The organism is Streptomyces sp. NPDC014727 (assembly GCF_043083485.1).
GTDB lineage: Bacteria > Actinomycetota > Actinomycetes > Streptomycetales > Streptomycetaceae > Streptomyces.
Genome location: NZ_JBIBYR010000028.1, coordinates 1 through 21685, shown reverse-complemented (window position 1 = coordinate 21685; position 21685 = coordinate 1). Strand labels below are relative to the sequence as shown.

Annotated in this window: 8 protein-coding genes; all 8 read left to right on the top strand. The window is 73.1% G+C overall.

Going from position 1 to position 21685, the window contains the following annotated elements:
- The first annotated feature begins 31 nt into the window (after positions 1-31).
- The 8 genes from ACF1B9_RS30870 to ACF1B9_RS30835 are packed head-to-tail and all read left to right on the top strand — an operon-like array spanning position 32 to position 21562.
- A complete protein-coding gene (locus tag ACF1B9_RS30870; protein WP_391744675.1) occupies positions 32-5050 on the top strand; it encodes an amino acid adenylation domain-containing protein in 5019 nt (1672 codons plus the stop codon).
- Positions 5047-15900 carry an amino acid adenylation domain-containing protein gene (locus tag ACF1B9_RS30865; RefSeq protein ID WP_391744674.1) on the top strand — a complete coding sequence of 3618 codons (10854 nt, stop codon included), beginning with the start codon at positions 5047-5049 and terminating at the stop codon, positions 15898-15900. The genes ACF1B9_RS30870 and ACF1B9_RS30865 overlap by 4 nt, the downstream gene beginning before the upstream one ends.
- A gap of 40 nt (positions 15901-15940) precedes the next feature.
- On the top strand, positions 15941-16864 hold the full coding sequence (locus ACF1B9_RS30860; RefSeq protein ID WP_391744672.1) for an ornithine carbamoyltransferase: 924 nt from the start codon (positions 15941-15943) through the stop codon (positions 16862-16864).
- Positions 16861-18129: an MFS transporter gene (locus ACF1B9_RS30855; RefSeq protein WP_391744670.1), complete on the top strand. Its 1269-nt coding sequence runs from the start codon at positions 16861-16863 to the stop codon at positions 18127-18129. The genes ACF1B9_RS30860 and ACF1B9_RS30855 overlap by 4 nt, the downstream gene beginning before the upstream one ends.
- Positions 18104-18883, top strand: coding sequence for a thioesterase II family protein (locus ACF1B9_RS30850; RefSeq protein ID WP_391744669.1), 780 nt, complete (start codon positions 18104-18106; stop codon positions 18881-18883). The genes ACF1B9_RS30855 and ACF1B9_RS30850 overlap by 26 nt, the downstream gene beginning before the upstream one ends.
- Positions 18884-18887: 4 nt before the next feature.
- A complete protein-coding gene (locus ACF1B9_RS30845) occupies positions 18888-19823 on the top strand; it encodes a TauD/TfdA family dioxygenase (protein ID WP_391744668.1) in 936 nt (311 codons plus the stop codon).
- A 45-nt stretch (positions 19824-19868) separates the two neighbouring features.
- The gene (locus tag ACF1B9_RS30840; RefSeq protein ID WP_391744667.1) at positions 19869-20642 is read left to right on the top strand and encodes a 4'-phosphopantetheinyl transferase family protein; all 774 of its coding nucleotides are present in this window, start codon (positions 19869-19871) and stop codon (positions 20640-20642) included.
- Positions 20639-21562 carry a TauD/TfdA family dioxygenase gene (locus ACF1B9_RS30835; RefSeq protein WP_391744665.1) on the top strand — a complete coding sequence of 308 codons (924 nt, stop codon included), beginning with the start codon at positions 20639-20641 and terminating at the stop codon, positions 21560-21562. Before ACF1B9_RS30840 ends, ACF1B9_RS30835 begins: the two co-directional genes overlap by 4 nt.
- Positions 21563-21685 lie beyond the last annotated feature (123 nt).

The window sequence follows — 21685 nt, the reverse complement described above, 5'->3', positions numbered from 1 at the left end:
CCGCCCACCCGGATCTGTGACAGGAGTTACCGTGAACGCCGAACTGCTTTCGGAACGCTTCGCCGAGCAGGCGTTCCGTACCCCGCACGCGGTCGCCGTCGTCGACGGCGCCCGGGCGGTGACGTACGAGGAGCTGGACCACGCGTCGCTGCGCATGGCCCACCACCTGCGGGATCTGGGTGCCGGGCCCGAGACGCTGATCGGGGTCGGCCTGCCGCGCGGCGTCGATCTGGTCGTGGCGCTGCTCGGGGCGTGGCGCGCCGGCGCGGGCTACGTCCCGCTCGACCCGGCACAGCCGCCCGCGCGGCTGTCCGGCCTGGTCCGCGAGAGCGGGGCACACCTGGTGCTGGCGGGGCCCGAGCTGGCGGACGCGGTGCGCGACGCCGGGGCCCGGCGCGTGGGACCCGAGGAGGTCCCGGCCGGCGATGCGCCCGACGGGCCGCCGCTCGCCGCCGCACACTCCGACAACGTCGCGTACGCCGTCTTCACCTCCGGTTCGACCGGAAAGCCGAAGGCCGTCGTCATCACCCACGCGGGCATCGCCCACCGGGTCGGCTGGACCGTGGACCGGCACCGGCTGGGGGCCGACGACCGCGTCCTGCAGAAGACCACCATCGGCTTCGACGCCGCGGCCTGGGAGATCTTCGCGCCGCTCGTCAGCGGCGGCAGCGTGGTACTCGCCCCGGCCGGTGCCGAGCGCGATCCGGCCGGACTCCTGCGCACGGTCGCGGAAACCGGTGTGACGGTGCTCCAGGTCGTGCCGTCCGTGCTGCGCCTCCTCGTCGAGGAGGGCGACTGGAGCGGCTGCGGCTCGCTGCGGTTGCTCTTCTCGGCCGGCGAGGCCCTGCACGCCGAGCTCGTCGCCCGGGTGCGCGAACGGGCGGGCACCGAGCTGGAGGTGTGGAACACCTACGGGCCGACCGAGTGCTCCATCGACGTCACCGCCCAGCAGGTCGCCGCGGACGTCACCGCGGGGCCCGTGCCCATCGGCCGTCCGCTGCCCGGCATGCGGGTCATGGTCCTGGACGCCAACGGCGCGCCCGTACCGGTGGGCGTGCCCGGTGAGCTGTACGCCGGGGGCACGGGAGTGGCCCGCGGCTACGCGGGGCGCCCTGATCTGACCGCCGAACGCTTCGTGCCCGATCCGTACGCCCCCGAGCCCGGCGGGCGGTTGTACCGCACCGGCGACCAGGTGCGCTGGCGTGCCGACGGCACTCTGGAGTACCTGGGCCGGCTGGACCACCAGGTCAAGGTCAACGGGGTGCGGATCGAGCCGGGCGAGGTCGAGGCGGCCCTCGCGGCGCACCCGGCGGTCACCGGCGCCGTCGTGACGCCGTACACGGTCGACGGCGGCAAGCGGCTCGCCGCGCACCTCACCGTCGGCGCCCCCGTCGGGGCGGCCGAGCTGCGCGGGTTCCTCGCCGAGCGGCTCCCCGACAGCCATGTCCCCGCCTTCCTCCACACCCTCGACGCCTTCCCGCTCATGGCGAACGGCAAGGTCGACCGGGCGCTGCTGCCGACGCCGGACGAGATCCTCGCCGCGGAGCAGCCGGCGTTCACCGCGCCACGCGACGCGGCCGAGGAACTGGTCGCGGGGGTGTGGGCGGAGCTGCTGGGCCTGGAGCGGGTGGGCGCGCACGACGACTTCTTCGCCCTGGGCGGCACCTCGCTGCAGCTGACGCGCCTGGCCGCCCGACTGCGGGCCGCCTCCGGCGAGAAGGTGTCGCTGCGCGGCCTGTTCGCGGCCACCACGGTCGAGGCGCAGGCCGGGCTGATCGGCTCGGCGCCGGGGGCGCGGACCGAAGAGCCCGGCATCGTGGCCGTGCCGCGCGACGGCGAGCTGCCGCTGTCGTCGGGCCAGCGCCGCCTGTGGTTCCTGGACCGGATGCACCCCGGCAGCCCCGAGTGGGTCGCCCCGCTCTTCCTGCGGTTGCCGGCCGGTCTCGACGCGACGACGGTCCGGCGTGCCCTGGACGCTCTCGCCGCGCGGCACGAGCCGCTGCGGACCCGGTACGCCGACAGCGACGGGGAGCCGCGCCAGATCATCGACGCCCCGGACGGCACGAGCGTGGAACTGCGCGTCGAGTCCACCACCCGGGCCCACCTGCCGGCCCTGTTCGGCCAGCAGTTCCGGCGGGGTTTCGACCTGGCACGGGGACCGCTGTGGCGGGCGCTGCTCGCCCGGGTCGACGATCACGGCGACATCCTGCTCCTGACCATGCACCACATCACCTGCGACGGGTGGTCGACGGTGATCCTGGAGCGCGAACTGCGCGTCCTGTGCGAGGCCTTCGCCGCGGGCGAGGCGCCGCGGCTGCCGGCGCCGGCCCTCCAGTACGCGGACTACGGCGCCTGGCAGCACGCCCGGCTCACCGACGAGGTGATCGACAGGGAGCTGACCCACTGGCGGGCCGCGCTCGACGAGATCGCCCCGCTCGCCCTGCCCACCGACCGGCCGCGCCCGGCGGTGCGCGACCCGCACGGCGCGGTCGTACCGTTCCGGATTACGAGCGAACTGGCCGAGAAATTGGGCGAGTTGGGCAGGGCGCACGGTGCGACACCATTCATGACGCTCCTCACCGCGTACGCCACGCTGGTGGCCCGCTACAGCGGTCAGTGGGACGTGCCGGTCGGCACCCCGGTGGCCGGCCGCACCCGGCCCGAGACCGACGGCATGGTCGGCTTCTTCCTCAACTCCCTCGTCGTGCGCTGCGGATTGCGGCCGGGGATGAGCTTCGTTCAGGCACTCGGCCGGGTCAGGGACACCGCCCGCGCGGCCTTCGTCCACCAGGAGCTGCCGTTCGAACGGCTCGTCGACGAGCTGCAGCCCGAACGCGATCTGTCCCGCACACCGCTCTACCAGGTGGCCTTCGACCTGCACAGCGAGGGTGTGACCAGCGTCGTCACGCATGACGCGGACCTCGCGGCGTTCACCGAGGCCTGGCAGGTGGCCAAGACCGACCTGTCGCTGTTCATGCGGCAGACCCCCGAGGGGGGCCTCGACGGCGTGCTGGAGTACGCCACGTCCCTGTTCGAGCGGGCCACGGCCGAGCGGATGGCCGGCCACTTCCTGAGCCTGCTGGACGCGGTGGCACACGACCCCGACACCGCGCTGGGGGAGGTGCCGCTGCTGTCGCCGGACGAGCGCCGGCGGATCCTCGTGGACTGGAACGACACGGCGCACGGCACCGACGAACGCTCCGTGCTCGAACGGTTCGAGGAGCAGGTCCGCACCGCGCCGGAGCACACCGCACTGACGCACGGCGCGCAGACGCTCACGTACGGGGAGCTCGACGCCCGCGCCAACCGCCTCGCCCACCATCTGCGCACCCTGGGCGTGGGCGCCGAGTCACGCGTCGCGGTGCTGCTCGACCGGGGGCCCGACCTCGTGGCGGCGCTGCTCGCGGTGTGGAAGGCGGGCGGCGCGTACGTGCCGGTGGATCCGTCCCACCCGGCCGGACGCGTCGCCGAGATGTGCGCGACGGCGCGCGTGCGCACGGCGGTGACCGTCGCCGGGTACGCGAGCCGCTTCCCCTCGCTCGGGCCGCGCCTGCTGTGCCTGGACACCGACGCCGGGGCCGTCGCCGAGCGGCCCTCGGCGGTACCGGCCCGCGCCAGGGACCTGGACCGGCTGGCGTACGTCGTCTTCACCTCGGGTTCCACCGGCACGCCCAAGGGCGTCGAGGTGCACCACAGGGGCCTCGCGAACCACATCGACTGGGCGGCCCGGGAGCTGGCCGGGGGTGACTGCGGCGGCGGCGCCCTGTTCTCCTCCGTCGCCTTCGACCTGGTCGTCCCCAACCTCTGGGCGCCGCTGGTCACCGGGCAGCGGCTGTTCCTGCTGCCGCAGGACACCGACCTCTCGGAGCTCGGCAAACGCCTCGCGGAGGCCGAACCGTTCAGCTTCCTGAAGCTGACGCCCGGACACCTCGACATCCTCGCGACCCAGCTGACCGCGACCCAGGCGGGAGCGCTCACCCCGGTCCTCGTCGTGGCGGGCGAGGCGTTCACCCGCGCGAGCCTGGAGCGCTGGCGCGAACTCGCCCCGGACATGAGGATCCTCAACGAGTACGGGCCCACGGAGGCCTCGGTCGGCGCGACCGTCCACCCGGTACCGCCGGACGGCGAGACGCCCGACGTCGATGTGCTGCCGATCGGGCGTCCGCTGCCGAACACGACGGTGTACGTCCTGGACGCGGCGTCGGCCCCGGTGCCGGTCGGGGTGGCGGGCGAGCTGTACGTCGGTGGTACAGGTGTGGCGCGTGGCTACGCGGGACGCCCGGACCTGACGGCGGAGCGCTTCGTGCCCGACCCGTACGCGAAGGAGCCCGGTGCCCGCCTCTACCGCACCGGCGACCTGGCGCGTCGACTCCCCGACGGCACCGTCGAGTTCCTGGGCCGCGTCGACGACCAGGTCAAGATCCGGGGATACCGCGTCGAGCTCGGTGAGATCCGGGCCGTGCTCGCCGCCCACGACGCCGTGCGCGACGCCGTCGTCACCGTGCACCGGGCCGAGGGCGCCGAACCCCGCCTCGCCGCGTACGTGGTGCCCGCGGACGCGGACGCACCGCTGCCGGACCTCGTCCCGCACTGCGCCGAGCGGCTGCCCGAGTACATGGTCCCGGCGACGTACACCGCCCTCGACGTGATTCCCGTCAACGCCAACGGCAAGGTCGACCGACGCGCCCTGCCCGACCCCGGACGGCCCGAGCAGGACGGCGGACACGTCGCCCCGAGCGGCCCCGTCGAGGAGCGCATCGCCGGGATCTGGACCGAGCTGCTCGGCGTCCAGGCCGGCGCGCACGACAACTTCTTCCACGTGGGCGGCAATTCGATCCTCGCGATCCGGTTGATCTCGGAGATCCAGCGCGCGTTCGACATCGACTTCACCGTCCGCGCGGTGTTCGAGGGCCCGACCGTCCGGCGGCTCGCCGAGGTGGTCGAGGAGCACGTCACGGCACAGATAGCAGCGCTGACCGACGACGACCTCCGCGCGGCGGTCGAGGACACGGACAACGCACCGCAGACATCCAAGGAGCACCAGGCATGAGCACCGGGGAAATGGAGAGGCCCGCTGTCCCGGCCGTCGACGCCGAAGCACTCCGCGCCGAGCTGCTGCGCCGCCGCCTCGGGGGCCGCCGCACCACCGCCCGCCGCACCGGGATCCCGCGGGCCGACCGAACGGCGCCGCTGCCGCTCTCGTACGGGCAGCAGCAGATGTGGTTCCTCGGCCGCCTCGAACCCGACAGCCCCGAATACCTGGTGCCGCTGGTGCTCAGGCTGCGCGGCGACCTCGACACCGAGGCCCTCGGCCGGGCCTGGCAGACGGTGCTCGACCGGCACGAGATCCTGCGCACCCGCTACGAACTGCGGGGCGACGAGCCCGTCCAGGTGATCGACCGGCCGCGGGAGTTCCCGATCGTCGTCACCGACGCGGCCGACGAGGACGCGGCCCGCGCCCTGATCGAGGCAGACCTGGCCGAACCGTTCGACCTCGCCGGCGGCTGGCCGGTGCGGGCCCGGCTGATCCGGCTCACCGCCGACGAGCACGTCCTGGCGGTCGTGCTCCATCACATCGCCTGCGACGCCTGGTCGACCGGCGTCCTCGGACAGGAACTGAGCGAGCTGTACCGGGGAGACGCGCCCGCGCCGCTCGCCGTGCAGTACGCCGACTACGCGGTATGGCAGCGCGGTGAGCTGACCGGCGACGTGGTGGGACACCACCTGGACTACTGGCGCGGGCAGCTGGCCGGCCTGGCCCCGCTCGAACTGCCCACCGACCGGCCCCGCCCCGCCGTGCGGGACGGCGCGGGCAGCGCCGTCGCGTTCGACGTGCCCGGCCCGCTCGCCGCCCGGCTGCGCGACCTGGCCGCCCGGCACGACGCCACTGTGTTCATGCTGTTCCTCGCCGCCTACCAGTCGTTGCTCGCCCGCTGGAGCGGCCGCACGGACATCGCCGTCGGTACGGTCGTCTCCGGCCGGGGCCGGCCCGAGCTGCAGCAGCTCATCGGCTACGGCATCAACAGCCTGGTGCTGCGCGCGGACGTCGGCGGCGACCCCGCCTTCACCGAGCTGCTCGCCCGCACCCGCGCCACCGTCCTCGACGCCTACGACCACCAGGACGTGGCCTTCACCCAGGTCGTCGACGCGCTCGGCCCCGAGCGCGACCTGTCGCGCACGCCGCTGTTCCAGGTGGCGTTCACGATGCACGGCGACCGCGGGTCGTCCTTCACGTTCCCCGGCGTCGAGACCTCCCCGTTCGAGGGTTCGGGCCGGGTCGCCAAGTTCGACCTCGACCTGCAGGTCCGGGAGGGCGCGGAAGGCTCGCTCGGCGGCCATCTGGAGTACGCCACCGCCCTCTTCGACCGGGAGACCGTGCAGCGTTTCGCCGGTCACCTGCTGCGACTGCTGGAGGGGATCGCCGCCACGCCGGACGCGGCACTGTCCTCGTACGACATCTTCGACGCGCGGGAGCGGACCGTACTGCTCGGCACCCCGGCGAGGACGCGGCCCGTGACGCGGCGTGTGCACGAGGTCTTCGAGGAGCAGGCGGCCCGCACCCCGCACCGCGTCGCCGTGACCTTCGAGGGCACCGACCTGACGTACGCGCAGCTCAACGCCCGCGCCAACCGCATCGCGCACGCCCTGATCGCACGCGGCGCCGGCCCGGAGGTCCTCGTCGGCCTCAGCCTGGAGCGCGGCATCGAGCTGCTGCCCGCGCTGCTCGGCATCCTCAAGTCCGGGGCCGGATACCTGCCCCTCGACCCGGCCAATCCCGCCGACCGCCTGGCCTACATCCGTCAGGACGCCCAGGCCCCCGTCGTCGTCACCACAGCGGCGCACGCAGGGCCGTTCGACGTGGACCTGCTGCTCCTGGACACCGATGCCGAACTGATCGAGGCCCAACCGGACACGGACCCGGCCGTGCCGGGCAGCCCCGACAACCTCGTCTACACGATCTACACCTCGGGCTCGACGGGCCGCCCCAAGGGCGTCGCGCTCACCCACCGCAATGTCGTACGTCTCCTGGAGCGAGGCCACGAGCACTACGCGTTCACCGAGACCGACGTATGGCCGCTGTTCCACAGCTATGCCTTCGACGTGTCGGTGTGGGAGATGTGGGGCGCGCTGCTGCACGGTGGCCGGCTCGTCGTGGTCCCGCACGCCGTCACCCGTTCCCCGGACGAGTTCCTTGACCTGCTGAAGCGCGAGCAGGTCACGGTGCTCAACCAGACGCCGTCCGCGTTCCGCTCGCTGGTGGACACGGACACCGAACTCCCGCTGCGGGCCGTGGTGTTCGCGGGGGAGAAGCTGGAGGTCTCCGAACTGCGTCCGTGGACCGACCGGTTCGGCCTGGAACGCACCGCCCTGGTCAACATGTACGGGATCACCGAGACGACGGTCCACACCACCTACCACCGCCTCACCGGGCGCGACCTGGACCCGCGGGCCGGCAACCCCGTCGGACATCCGCTCACCGACCTGGACGTGTACCTCCTGGACGCCCAGGGCGCCCTGGTGCCGATCGGCGTGCCGGGGGAGATCCACGTCGGCGGGCCCGGCGTGGCCCGAGGCTACCTGGGCCGGCCCGCGCTGACCGCCGAGCGCTTCGTGCCCGACCCCTACGGGCCCGCGGGCGCCCGCCTCTACCGCAGCGGTGACCTGGCCCGGCGGCTGCCCGACGGCAGCCTGGAGTTCCTCGGCCGCATCGACGGCCAGGTCAAGATCCGCGGCTTCCGCATCGAGCTCGGTGAGATCGAGACGGCCCTTGCCACGCACCCCGCCGTGCGCGACGCCGTCGTCCTCGCCCGCGAGGACACCCCCGGCGACAAGCGCCTCGTCGCCTACGTGACCCTGGCCGCGGACGCGGCCCCCACCCCGGCGGAGCTGCGCACGCACCTGTCCGGGGTACTGCCCGAGTACATGGTCCCCGCGGCCTTCGTCGCCCTGGACCGGCTGCCGCTGACCACCAACGGCAAGCTCGACGAGCGGGCCCTGCCCGAGCCGGGGCAGGACGCGCTCGGCGCCGGGGGGCACGTCGCGCCCCGCACCGTCGCCGAGGAGCGCATCGCGCAGGTGTGGGCCGAGGTCCTCGGGCTCGACCGGGTCGGCGTCGAGGACGGCTTCTTCGAGCTGGGCGGACACTCCCTGCGCGCCGTGACGCTCGTGGGCCGGCTGCGTGCCATCGGCTACGACCTCGCGGTGCGCGACGTCTTCGAGCACCGCACCGTCGCCCGGGTCGCCGAACTCGTCACCGGCCGCCCGGCACCCGCCGAGGCCGGCCGCACCGTCGAGCCGTTCGCACTGGTGAGCGCCGAGGACAGGGCGCTGCTGCCCGAGGGGCTCGTGGACGCCTATCCGCTCTCCCAGGTGCAGCTCGGCATGGTCGTCGAGATGCTGACGGACGACGGCAAGCACCCCTACCACAATGTGACGTCCTTCCGGATCCGTGACGAGCGGCCCTTCTCCCTCGACGCGCTGCGCGCCGCCGCGGCCGCGGTCGTCGCCCGGCACGAGGCGCTGCGCACCTCCGTCGCCCTCACCGGCTACTCCGTGCCGCTGCAACTGGTCCACGAATCGGCCGAGATGCCGGTCGGCGCCCGCGACCTGTCGCAGCTGACGGAGGACGAACTCCAGGCGTCCCTGCGGGATTTCACCCTCAAGGAGCGCGGCGAGCTGTTCGACCTGGCCGCGCCCCCGCTGCTGCGCCTGTACGCGCACGTGGCGGGCGACGGCAGCTGGTGGATCACGCACACCGAGTGCCACGCGATCCTCGACGGCTGGAGCCACCACTCCCTCCTGATGGAGGTCCTCGCCGACTACGGCCGCCTGGTCGATGGCGAGGAGCCGGCCGCACCGGAGCGCCCCGCCGTCCGGTTCGCCGACTTCGTCCGTGCCGAGCTGGACGTCCTCGGCTCCGCGGAGTCGCGCGGGTACTGGCAGTCGGTCGTCGACGGCCACGCCAGGCTCACCGTGCCCGCGCCCTGGCGCGGCGACCCCGCCGACGAGGGCGCCCCCTACCGGGTTCCGGTGCCTTTCCACGACCTGGAGGACCGTCTGCGCGCGCTGGCCTCGAAGTCGGGAGCCTCCCTCAAGAGCGTGCTGCACGCCGCGCACCTGAAGACGCTCAGCATGCTCACCGAGGAGGAGCGCTTCTTCACCGGACTGGTGTGCAACGCGCGCCCCGAGGTGCTCGGCGCGGACCGCGTCTACGGCATGCACCTCAACACGCTGCCGTTCGCGCACGACCGCACGGCCGCCACCTGGCGCGATCTGGTCTCCGCGGTGTTCGCCCGCGAGATCGAGCTGTGGCCCCACCGGGCCTTCCCGATGCCGGTCATTCAGCGGGAGCTCGCCGACGGCGAGCGGCTGATCGACATGCGTTTCAGCTATCACGACTTCGACCAGGTCGACCGCGAGCAGGTCGACTACCTGGCGAGCATCGACGACAGCCCCACGGAGTTCCCGCTGGGTGTCTCCGCACGCGTCGGCCACCTCGTCCTGACGGCGTCGCCGCGCGCGCTCAGCCGGTCGGGCACGGACCGCCTCGCGGCCATGCTGCGTCAGGTCCTGGAGGCGATGGCGGCGGATCCGGAGGGCGACGCGCAGGCGTCGTTCCTGCCGCAGGGCGAAAGGGAGCGCCAGCTCGTCGAGTGGAACGACACGGCGTACGAGGCGCAGACGGCGACGGTGCTCCGGCGTTTCGAGGAGCAGGCGGCCCGGACCCCGGGCGCCGCGGCCGTCACGCTGGACGGGCGGAGCCTGTCGTACGCCGAGCTCGACGTACGGGCCAACCGGCTGGCACACCATCTGCGCGGGCGTGGCGTCGGCGTCGAGTCCCGGGTCCTGGTCCGGCTCGACCGCGGCCCCGACCTGCTCACCGCCCTGCTCGCGGTGTGGAAGGCCGGCGGCGCCTATGTCCCCGTCGACCCGACCCACCCGGACGAGCGCGTGGCCGTGATGCGCGAGGCGGCCGGTGCCACGGTGGTTCTCACGGAACTCCCCGAACAGGCCCTGAACTCCCTGCCGTCCACGGCGCCGGAGCGTGTGGACGATCTGGATGCTCTGGCGTATGTCGTCTTCACCTCCGGTTCGACGGGGGTGCCCAAGGGTGTGGAGGTGCATCACCGGGGTCTGGTCAATCATGTGGCGTGGGCGGCGCGGGAGCTGGCCTCCCGTGGTACGGGGGGTGCGCCGCTGTTCTCCTCGGTCGCGTTCGACCTGGTCGTGCCCAATCTGTGGGCACCGCTGATCACCGGCCAGGCGGTGCACGCGGTCGGCGGCGACGTCGACATGGCCGACCTGGGGGAGCGTCTCGTCGCCTCGGGACCGTACAGCTTCATCAAGCTCACCCCGGGCCACCTGGACGTGCTCGCCGGGCAGCTCACGGCGGAGCAGGCGGGAGCGCTCGCCCCGGTCCTGGTCGTGGCCGGCGAGGCGTTCACGCGCGGCACGCTGGAACGCTGGCGCGCGCTCGCCCCGCACACGGAACTGATCAACGAGTACGGGCCGACCGAGGCGTCGGTGGGGTCGACGGTGTTCCCGGTGACCGGACCGGTCGATCTCGACGTGCTGCCGATCGGGCGTCCGTTGCCGAACACGACGGTGTACGTCCTGGACGCGGCGCTGGCTCCGGTGCCGGTCGGGGTGGCGGGTGAGCTGTATGTCGGTGGTACGGGTGTGGCGCGTGGGTACGCGGGGCGTCCGGATCTGACGGCGGAGCGTTTTGTGCCGGATCCGTATGCGCAGCGGCCCGGTGCCCGGCTGTATCGCACGGGTGACCTGGTGCGTCAACTTTCCGATGGGAACGTGGAGTTCCTCGGCCGGCTCGACGACCAGGTCAAGATCCGCGGCTACCGGATCGAGCTCGGTGAGATCCGGGCGGTGCTCGCCGCCCACGACGCCGTGCACGACGCCCATGTGACGAGCGCCGACGGCGAACTGGTGGCGTACTACGCACCCGCGACGGCCACCGCCGACGAGATCCGCGCCCACCTGGCCGGGCGCCTGCCCGACTACATGGCCCCCGCGGCCCTGATCCCCCTGGACGCCCTGCCGCTGAACGCCAACGGCAAGGTCGACCGCAGGGCGCTGCCCGCGCCCGACCCCGCCGGCGCGGTGGACGACGGCTACGTGGCGCCGCGCACCGGGACGGAGGAGCGCGTCGCCGCGATCTGGGCCGAGGTCCTCGGCCTCGAACGGGTCGGCGTCCAGGACGAGTTCTTCGCCATCGGCGGCCACTCGATCCGTGCCGTCGCCCTCGTCGGGGCGCTGCGCGCCGCCGGGTTCGACATCGGGGTGCGCGACGTGTTCGAGTTCCGCACCGTCGCCGCGCTCAGCGAGCACCTCACCGGTCGGCCGGCGCCCACCGAGGCCGAAGCCCCCGTCGAACGGTTCGCGCTGCTGTCCGCCGAGGACCGGGCGTTGCTGCCCGAGGACGCCGTGGACGCGTATCCGCTGACCCAGGTACAACTCGGCATGGTCCTGGAGATGCTCGCCGACGACACCAAGCACGCGTACCACAACGTGTCGTCGTTCCGGATCACCGAGGACGTGCCGTTCTCGCCCGACGCGCTGCGCGCCGCGGCGCGCGCCGTCGTCGCCCGGCACGAGCTGCTGCGTACCTCCTTCCACCTCGACACCTGGTCCCAGCCGCTTCAGGTGGTACACGCCGAGGCGGACATCCCCGTCGCCGTGCACGATCTGAGCGGGCTCGACGGGACGGGACTGCGGGACGCCGTGGAGGAGTTCATCTCCCGGGAGCGGGCCGACCTCTTCGACCTGGAACGGGCGCCGCTGCTGCGGATGACCGCCCACGTCGAGGGACCCGGTGCCTGGCGGCTCGGCCTCACCGTGTGCCACGCGATCACCGAGGGCTGGAGCCACCGCGCGCTGTTGATGGAACTGCTCGACGACTACCGGCGCGTCCGCGACGGCGGCGCCCCTTCCGACGTGCCCGCGCCCGCGGTCCGCTACGCGGACTTCGTGGCCGCCGAGCAGCGCTCCCTGCGGTCCGGGGACGACCGTGCGCACTGGGCCGGCGTCACCGGCGGCCATGCACGCTTCACCCTGCCGACGGCCTGGGCGGGCGACCGCTCGGCACCGCGCGAGACCTTCCGGGTCGCGGTGCGGCTGGCCCCGTTCGAGCAGGGGTTGCGCGCCGTGGCCGCACGGGCCCGGGTCTCCCTGAAGAGCGTGCTGCTCGCCGCGCACCTGAAGGTCCTGAGCATGCTCACCGAGGAGACCCGCTTCCACTCCGGGCTGGTCTTCAGCGCCCGCCCCGAGGCGCCGGGGGCCGAGCGCGTGTACGGCATGTACCTCAACACCCTGCCGTTCGCCTTCGACGCCGACCGCGAACGCAGCTGGGAGGAACTGGTCCGTGACGTCTTCGCCCACGAGGCGGGGATGTGGGAGCACCGGCGCTACCCGATGCCGACGATCCAGCGCGACGCCGGGGTGGAGCGCCTGCTCGACGTCCGGTTCAGCTATCAGGACTTCGATCACGTGGACACCGAGCGGGTGGATGTCGGCGACAGCTCGGGGGAGGGCGCCACGGAGTTCGGCCTGGCCGTGTCCGCGGTCTCCGGCCACCTCCTGATGACGACGCACACCCACGCCCTGTCCCGTCACCACGCCGACCGGCTCACCGCCCTGTACGAGGGCGTCCTCACCGCCATGACGCGGGACCCGGCGGGCGACGCCCGGATCGTCCCGCTGCCCGAGGACGAGCTCCGGCGCCAGCTCGTCGAGTGGAACGACACGGCGTACGAGGCGGAGACGGCCACGGTGCTCCGGCGTTTCGAGGAGCAGGCCGCCCGCACCCCGGACGCCCCGGCCGTCACCCTGGACGGGCGGACCCTGTCGTACGCCGAACTCGACGCGTACGCCAACCGCCTGGCCCACGCGCTGCGTTCGCGCGGCGTGGGCGCCGAGTCGAGGGTCGCCGTCCAGCTGGACCGGGGACCCGCCCTGGTGGCGGCCCTGCTCGCGGTGTGGAAGGCGGGCGGCGCGTATGTGCCGGTCGACCCGTCATACCCGGCCGAGCGGGTCGCGGCGATCGTGCGTACATCGGGGGCCGGGACGGCTGTCACGTCCGACGCGTACGAGGACCGCTTCGGCGCCGCGGCCCGGGTACTGCTCATCGGCGACGACGTCGCCTCCCTGCCGTCCACGGCGCCGGAGCGTGTGGACGATCTGGACGCTCTGGCGTATGTCGTCTTCACCTCCGGTTCGACGGGGGTGCCCAAGGGTGTGGAGGTGCATCACCGGGGTCTGGTCAATCATGTGGCGTGGGCGGCGCGGGAGCTGGCCTCCCGTGGTACGGGGGGTGCGCCGCTGTTCTCCTCGGTCGCGTTCGACCTGGTCGTGCCCAATCTGTGGGCACCGCTGATCACCGGCCAGCGCGTCTTCGCCGTGTCCCAGGACACCGAACCCGGCGACCTGGGGCGGCAGTTGCTGGCAGGAGCCCCGTACAGCTTCATCAAGCTCACCCCCGGCCATCTGGAGCTGCTGGCCGCACAACTCACCACCGAACAGGCACAGGAGCTGGCCGAGGTCACGGTGGTGGCGGGCGAGGCGCTGCCCGGCACCGTCGCCGATCGCTCCCTGGACATCCTGGGGCCCGGCCGGCTGATCAACGAGTACGGGCCGACCGAGGCGTCGGTGGGGTCGACGGTGTTCCCGGTGACCGGACCGGTGGGCCGGGAGGTGGTGCCGATCGGGCGTCCGTTGCCGAACACGACGGTGTACGTCCTGGACGCGGCGCTGGCTCCGGTGCCGGTCGGGGTGGCGGGTGAGCTGTATGTCGGTGGTACGGGTGTGGCGCGTGGGTACGCGGGGCGTCCGGATCTGACGGCGGAGCGTTTTGTGCCGGATCCGTATGCGCAGCGGCCCGGTGCCCGGCTGTATCGCACGGGTGACCTGGTGCGTCAACTTTCCGATGGGAACGTGGAGTTCCTCGGCCGGCTCGACGACCAGGTCAAGATTCGGGGCTATCGTGTCGAGCTCGGTGAGATCCGGGCGGTGCTCGCCGCCCACGACGCCGTGCGCGACGCCCATGTGGCGGTGCACGAGCCGGTGCCCGGCGACCGGCGTACGGTGGCCTACTGGACGCCTGCTCCGCACACCGCCGCACCGGACCCCCAGGCACTGACCGAGCACTGCGCGCTGCGACTGCCGGACTACATGGTGCCGTCGGCCTTCGTCCCCCTGGACGCCCTGCCGCTGAACGCCAACGGCAAGGTCGACCGCAAGGCGCTGCCGGTACCCGACCGCGGCGCGCTGCGCACCGGTACGGAACACGTGCCGCCGCGCACTTCGACGGAGAAGACCCTGGCCGCCATCTGGTCCGATGTCCTGGGTGTCGAAGGGATAGGCGTCCACGACCGCTTCTTCGACCTCGGCGGCCATTCCCTGCTGATGATCAAGGTCCTGGCCGCGGCCCGCGAGGCGGGTCTGACGGTCTCCGTCTACCGCATGTATCAGCACGACACCCTGATCGACCTGGCCGCGGCGGTGGACGAGGACGCGGCGGGCTCCCCGACGGGCGGCACCGCCCCGGCCGGCTCCCCGGCCGAGTCACCGGTGGCGCCGTCCCCGGCGGAGGACGACTCCCCGGCGGCAGGCGCCGCCGCCACCGTGGAGGTGCCTGCGGAACTCCTCGCCGCGCTGCTCGCGCAGGCGTCCGACGGCGGACACGCGGACCACGACGCCGTCGCACGGGCCGCCGCGCTGCTCGGTCCGGCGCCCGAGGACGGGGACACCGACCCGCTCGCCGCGCGGCTCACCGGCGTCATGGCCGAGCACCACGTGCCCGGCGTCGCCCTCGCGGTCATCCGCGACGGCGCGCTCGCCGAACTGCGGGCCCACGGGGTCCTCGCGGCCGGGGGCGACGGACCGGTGACCCGGCGGACGCTCTTCCAGGTCGGCTCCGTCAGCAAGCACCTCACCGCCTTCGCGGTACTGCGCCTCGTCGACCAGGGCCTGATCGACCTCGACGCGGACATCGACACGTATCTGCGCTCCTGGCACCTGGACGACGACCCCGCCGCGCCGGGACCCGTCACGGTGCGCGCGCTGCTCGGACACCGGGCCGGCCTCGCCCGGCACCGCAGCGTCGGATTCCGGCCCGGCGAGCAACTGCCCACCCTGCTGAACCTGTTGGAAGGAAGCGGACCGGTCGGCACCCCGCGCGTGCGGCGCGAGCTGACACCGGGCAGGACGTTCCGCAAGAGCAGCACGCACTACTGGGTGCTGCAGCAGGTGCTGGAGGACGTCACGGGGGAGCCCTTCGAAGCCCTGATGCGCCGGCTGGTCCTCGACCCGCTCGGCCTTGCCGACAGCAGCTTCGACCAGGACCACCCGCGCACCTGTGGTCTCCCGGTGGCGCTCGGCCACGACGCGCACGGCACCCCCCTCAAGGGCGGCTGGCGCAACCGCGCCCACCTCGCCGCCGCCGGTCTGTGGGCCACCGCGGGCGACATCGCCGGGTTCGCACTCGCCGTCCGGGACTCCCTGCTCGGCACACCGGGCGCGCTCGTTCCCCAGGCCCTGGCGCGGGAGCTGCTCGCGGGGGAGGCCGGCACGTTCTACGGGCTCGGCACCATCGTCGACGACACCGGCGACGATCTGGAGTTCGGCCACGGCGGCGAGCCGTCGGGCTACTGGAACATGGCGATCAGCCGGATGCACGGCGGCACGGGGTTCGTCGCCCTCACCAACGCCGACTCGGGCAAGGCGGTCGTCAAGCACCTCACCGCCGAACTCACCGCCCACGACGCCCGGTTCGGCAGCGGCACGCTCGCCTCGGGCTGGCGCGACGCCTCCGGCACCGGCGAACTCCCCGCGGTCCTGGCCCCGGTCGTCACCGACGAGGACCGCGCGTCGCGGAACGACGCATGACGACATGTCATCCACATCTTCGGCACCTCAGGAGGACACCGTGGCCCACGTACGGCATCTGATCTCCATCGACGACCTCACCGACACCGAACTGCACGCCCTCGTCGCCCGCGGCGCCGCCTTCTCGGCGGGCGGCGCGGGCCGCCCCGCACCGCTCACCGGTGCCGTCGTCGGCGTCTACTTCAGCAAGACCTCCACCCGTACCCGTACCGCCTTCTCCAGCGGCGCACTGCGGCTCGGCGGGCAGGTCGTCTCGTACGGGCCCGGAGACCTGCAGCTCAACACCGGCGAGACGAGCGAGGACACCGGACGCGTCATGTCCCGGATGCTCGATGTGCTGGTCGCCCGTACCGCGGGCGACCCCGCCGAGATGCGGGCCTGGGCGGCGCAGGACCGGATGGCGGTCGTCAACGCCATGAGCGCGCAGGAGCACCCCACCCAGGCGCTCACCGATCTCACCACCCTGCACAGGCAGTTCGGCCGCATCGAGGGACTGCGTGTCCTGTACGTGGGCGAGGGCAACAACACCGCCTCGGCGCTCGCGCTCGCCCTGACCCGCTTCCCCGGCGCCACGCTCGAACTGCGCACCCCGCCCGGCTACGGCCTCGCCCCGTACTACCGCGAGCGCGCCGCCGAACAGGCGGCCCGGTACGGGGCCACGTTCCGGGAGCGGCACGACATGGACGAACCGCCCGCCGACCAGGACGTCGTCTACACGACGCGCTGGCAGACCACCGGCTCCAGCAAGCCCGACGCCGACTGGCGGGACGTCTTCGCGCCGTTCCAGGTGACCGCGGCCCTGTGGGATTCCAGCCCCAAGGCGGTCTTCATGCACGACCTGCCCGCGCACCGCGGCGACGAGGTCACCGCCGAGGTGCTCGACGGCCCGGCGAGCATCGCCTTCGCGCAGGCCGAGAACAAGATGCACAGCGCGATGGCCGTCCTGGAGTGGTGCAGGACATGACGCTCGTGGACGGTGCGGCGCAGGGGGCCGGAGCACCGGCCGGGCCGTTGCGCCGCAACCGGGAGTTCCTGCTGCTGTGGTCGGGGGCGAGCATGTCGTTCCTGGCCGCGCGGGTCACCACCGTCGCGTATCCGCTGATCGTGCTCTGGCACACCGGCTCGCCGCTCGCCATGTCCGCGGTGACCACGGCGGCCCTGCTGCCCCTGCTCCTGGTGCAGTTGCCCGCCGGGGCTCTCGTGGACCGCTGGGACCGGCGCCGGGTGATGCTGGTCTGCGAGGCGGGCCGGTTGCTGGTGGTCGGCGGCGTGGCGCTGTCGCTCGCCGCCGGCCGCGTCTACGTGGTGCACCTGGCGGCGGCCGCGTTCGCGGAGGCGTCGCTCTCGGTGTTCTACCGGCTCGCGGAGCGCGGCGCGGTACGCAATCTGGTGCACCCGGACCACCTGCCCGCCGCGCTCGCGCAGAACGAGGCGCGCGGGCGCGCGGCTGGGCTGCTCGGCCAGCCGGGCGGAGTGCTGCTGCACTCGCTGGGCCGCTCGTTCCCCTTCGGATTCGGGGCGCTCGGCTATCTCGTCTCGCTGCTCTCGCTGCTGTTCATCCGCAAGGACTTCCAGACGCAGGAGACCGGCCGGAGGGACGGCTCCCGGCTGACCGGTGAGGTCGCCGAAGGGATGAGGTGGCTGTGGCGTCAGCGGTTCCTGCGCTCCGCGCTCGGCTATGTGGCCGGCACCAACGTCCTGTTCCAGATGCTGGCGCTCGCCCTGATCGTGCGGGTCAAGGAGTCGGGGCTGTCGTCCTCGGCCCTCGCGGTGATCGTGGGCATCGGCGGCGTCGGCGGACTCTGCGGGGCGCTGGCCGGCGGCAGGGTGCGGCGCCGGATGCGCCGGCGCACCCTGCTGATCGGCGGAGCCGCCGCCTGGGCGCTGCTCATCGGCGCCATGGCCCTGACCGCGCACCCGGTGCTGCTCGGCGCCCTGTACGCGGGGACGGGATTCGTCGGCGCCGTGTTCAACGTGGCCGCCGCCGTCTACCAGGTGAGCATCACACCCGACGCGTACCAGGGCCGGGTCGCCGCCACGGCGACCCTCATCGGCTCGGGCACCAACGCGCTCGGGTCCTTCGCGGGCGGCCTGCTGCTCACGGCGTGGGGCGCACTGCCCACCGTCCGCTCGATCGCCGCGGCCATGGCCGTGCTGGCCCTGCTCGCCGTACTGGCACCGGATTTGAAGCGAGAGGTGACACATGAACCCGCCAAGGGGAGCGAGTGAGCGGACGGTGCGCGACGAGCCGTGGCTACGGCGCTACCCGGCCCCGTCCGGGCGGCCGCGGCTGCGCCTCGTCTGCTTCCCGCACGCGGGCGGCAACGCGCAGCTCTTCCACGGCTGGCCGGCGCGCCTGCCGTCCGACGTGGAGCTGCTCGCGGTGCGCTGTCCGGGCCGCCAGGAGCGGCTGAGCGAACCCTGTGTGGAGTCCATGGCCGCGCTCACCGACGCCGTCGGCGCCGCCCTGCTGCCCGAACTCGACGTGCCCCTCGCGCTGTTCGGGCACAGCATGGGCGCGTCCGTGGCGTACGAGACGGCCCTGCGACTGGAGCGCCGGCACGGCGTCGTACCGCGCCGCCTCCTGGTGTCGGCCCGCTCCGCACCACATCGTGCCCGCCCCACCGGACTGCATCTGCGCGGCGACGACGACCTGGTCGCCGGGGTACGCAGACTCGGCGACCTGGGCTCGGAGGCGTACGACATCCCGGAGCTGCGCGAACTGCTGCTGCCCGCGCTCCGCGCCGACTACCGGCTCATCGAGGAGTACCGGCCCGCGTCGCCACCGCCAAGGGTGTCGGCGCCGGTGACCGCGTACCTCGGCCGCGACGACCCGGGCTGCTCCCGCGAGAACGTCCTCGCCTGGTCCGAGCTCACCTCGGCCGGGGACTTCGCCCTTCGCACCTACCCGGGCGACCACTTCTACCTCGCTCCCCGCGAGGCCGAACTGGTCGCCGACATCACCAAGGATCTGGAGGCATGAACCCATGACGCACACGCAGGCCTGGACTCCCCTGGAGATCGAGACCGAGAGCATCGGCGGCTGCGAGGAGCTCGTCGAGCGGATCACCGGCATGGGAGAGGAGTTCGGCAAGCTGCTCGTGGCGGAGAAGGGCCTGGTCTTCCGCGGCTTCGGAGTCACCCCCGAGGACCTGGACCAGGTGCTCGACACACTGCTGCCCAACCGGCTCGCCTATGTGCACGGCAACTCGCCGCGTACCAAGGTCGGCAGCAACGTCTACACATCCACGGAGTACCCGCAGGAATTCACCATCTCCATGCACAACGAGATGAGTTACGCGCACGCCTGGCCGTCGCGGCTCGCCTTCTACTGCCAGGTGCGGCCCGGCAGCGGCGGCGCGACACCCGTGGTCGACGCGGCCGTGTGGCTCGAGTCCCTGGACGCCGAGGTGCGCGAGGCCTTCGCCGACGGCGTGCGCTACGTCCAGAACCTGCACGACGGATACGGCTTCGGCAAGAGCTGGCAGGACACGTTCGAGACGATGAGCCGGGCGGAGGTGGACGCCTTCCTCGACCGGACCGGCGCCACCTGGGAGTGGAAGGCGGACGGCGGCATCCGCGTCTCCTCGCTGCGACCCGCCACCACCCGGCACCCGATCACCGGTACCGAGGTGTGGTTCAACCAGTCCGACCAGTGGCACCCGGCCGGGCTCGGCGACGACACCGCCGGCGCCCTCGCGCAGATCCTGCCCGAGGACGAGCTGCCGCAGAACGTCACGTTCGCCGACGGCAGTCCCATTCCCGCCGAGTACGTCGCCCAGATCCGCGACCGCGGCCTGGAGCACGCCGTCGACGTGGACTGGCGCTCCGGAGACCTGCTGCTCATCGACAACGTCCTGCTCGCCCACGGACGGCGCCCGTTCACCGGCGACCGCCGGGTGCTTGTCGCGATGTCGGATTGACGTCCGTGGGCGAGGACCACGGACCCGGAAGAACGGACTGAGGCGATGACAGTCGCATACGAGTACCTGAGGGACCGCGACGCGGCCCACATCTGGCACGGCAGGGCCCCCGACGAACCCGCCCCCGGCGACGCCGTCCTGCTCGGCGAGGACGAACTGCGCAGCGTGCGGCGGATGTCCTCGCGCGCCGCGGTGCGCTACACCGCTTCGCACGCGGCACTGCGCAGGGTGCTCGCCCGGTATCTGGACGTGGCGCCGCAGGAGGTCGTCCTCGGGCGCCGTCCCTGCCCGCGCTGCGGCCACCCGAGGCACGGCAGACCGCGCGTCGACGCTCCCGTCACCGACCTGGACTTCAACTTCTCGCGGTCCGGGGGGCACTGGCTGCTCGCCGTGGTCGTCGGCCGGCAGGTCGGAGTGGACGTCGAGGACGGGCGTCGCCTCGATGTCGAGGGGGCCTCGAAACTGGTGATGAGCGCGTCCGAACTCGCGCACGCCCGCTCCCGGCCGGACGAGGCGGCGCGCCTCGACGCCTTCTTCCGTGCCTGGACGCGCAAGGAGGCCGTCGTCAAGGCGAGCGGCGTCGGCATCATCACGGACCTGAAGGCGGTCGACGTACAGCCCCACCGGGACGGCCCCGTCGTGGTGCGGCACACGGAGCGGACGGGCCCCGGCACCTGGCTGGTGCAGGACCTGCCGACGGCCGGCGGAGCGTTCGCCGCGCTGGCCCGCGAGGCGGGCTCGACGGGGCCGGTGGAACTGTGCGACTACGAGGAGCCGCGGAACGAGGAGCGGCAGTGGAGAGGGGTACTGGTCCCATGACCGCGATCGAGTACACGGCGGAGCCGGGCACGAAGGTGCACGAGTACATCGCCGGGAACCGGACGAAGCTGCGGCGGATCCTCGGCGAGCGCGGGGCGATCCTGCTGCGCGGCTTCGAGGTGGGCGGCGTCGACGGCTTCGACGCGGTGGTGCGGGAGTTCTCCGGCACCGGACCCCTGAGCTACACCGAGCGGTCGTCGCCGCGCTCCACCATCAAGGGCCAGGTGTACACGTCGACGGACTATCCGGCCGACGAGGAGATCTTCCTGCACAACGAGAACTCGTACCAGGCCGTCTGGCCGCTCGCGCTGTACTTCTACTGCGTCGAGCCGGCCCAGACCCGGGGCGCCACACCGCTCGCCGACATCCGTGAGGTGTACCGGTCCATCGACCCCGAGGTCCGCGAGGAGTTCGCCCGGCGCGGCGGCTGGCGGGTGGTGCGCAATTTCCACGGCGACTTCGGAGTGCCGTGGCAGGAGGCGTTCAACACCCATGACCGGGCCGCGGTCGAGGCGTACTGCCGGGACAGGGGGATCTCGCCCGAATGGCGCGAGGACGGCGGCCTGCGCACGACGACGACGCGGGACGCGGTCCACGCGCACCCGGTCTCCGGCGAGCGGGTCTGGTTCAACCACGCCACGTTCTGGCACGTCACTTCGCTGGCGCCGGAGGTGCAGGAGGGGCTGCGGGAGATCTTCCCGGACGAGGACCTGCCCACCAACACCTACTTCGGCGACGGCACCCCGATCCCGGACGGGACGGTCGCCCATCTCAGGGCCGCCTACCGCGCGGCGACGACCCGCTTCGACTGGCGGCGCGACGACGTACTGATCGTGGACAACATGCTGGCCGCACACGGCCGGGAGCCGTTCACCGGGCCGCGCAGGATCGCGGTGGCGATGGCCGAACCCTCGGCCTGAACCCCGGTACGCGAAGGGCCGGGGGCCCCCCACCACAAGAGGGGGGGGGCCCGCCCCAACCCGGCCCCCCCCACCCCCAGGCCGCCCCCCCCCCCCCCCCGGCCCCCCACGGGGACCCCCCCC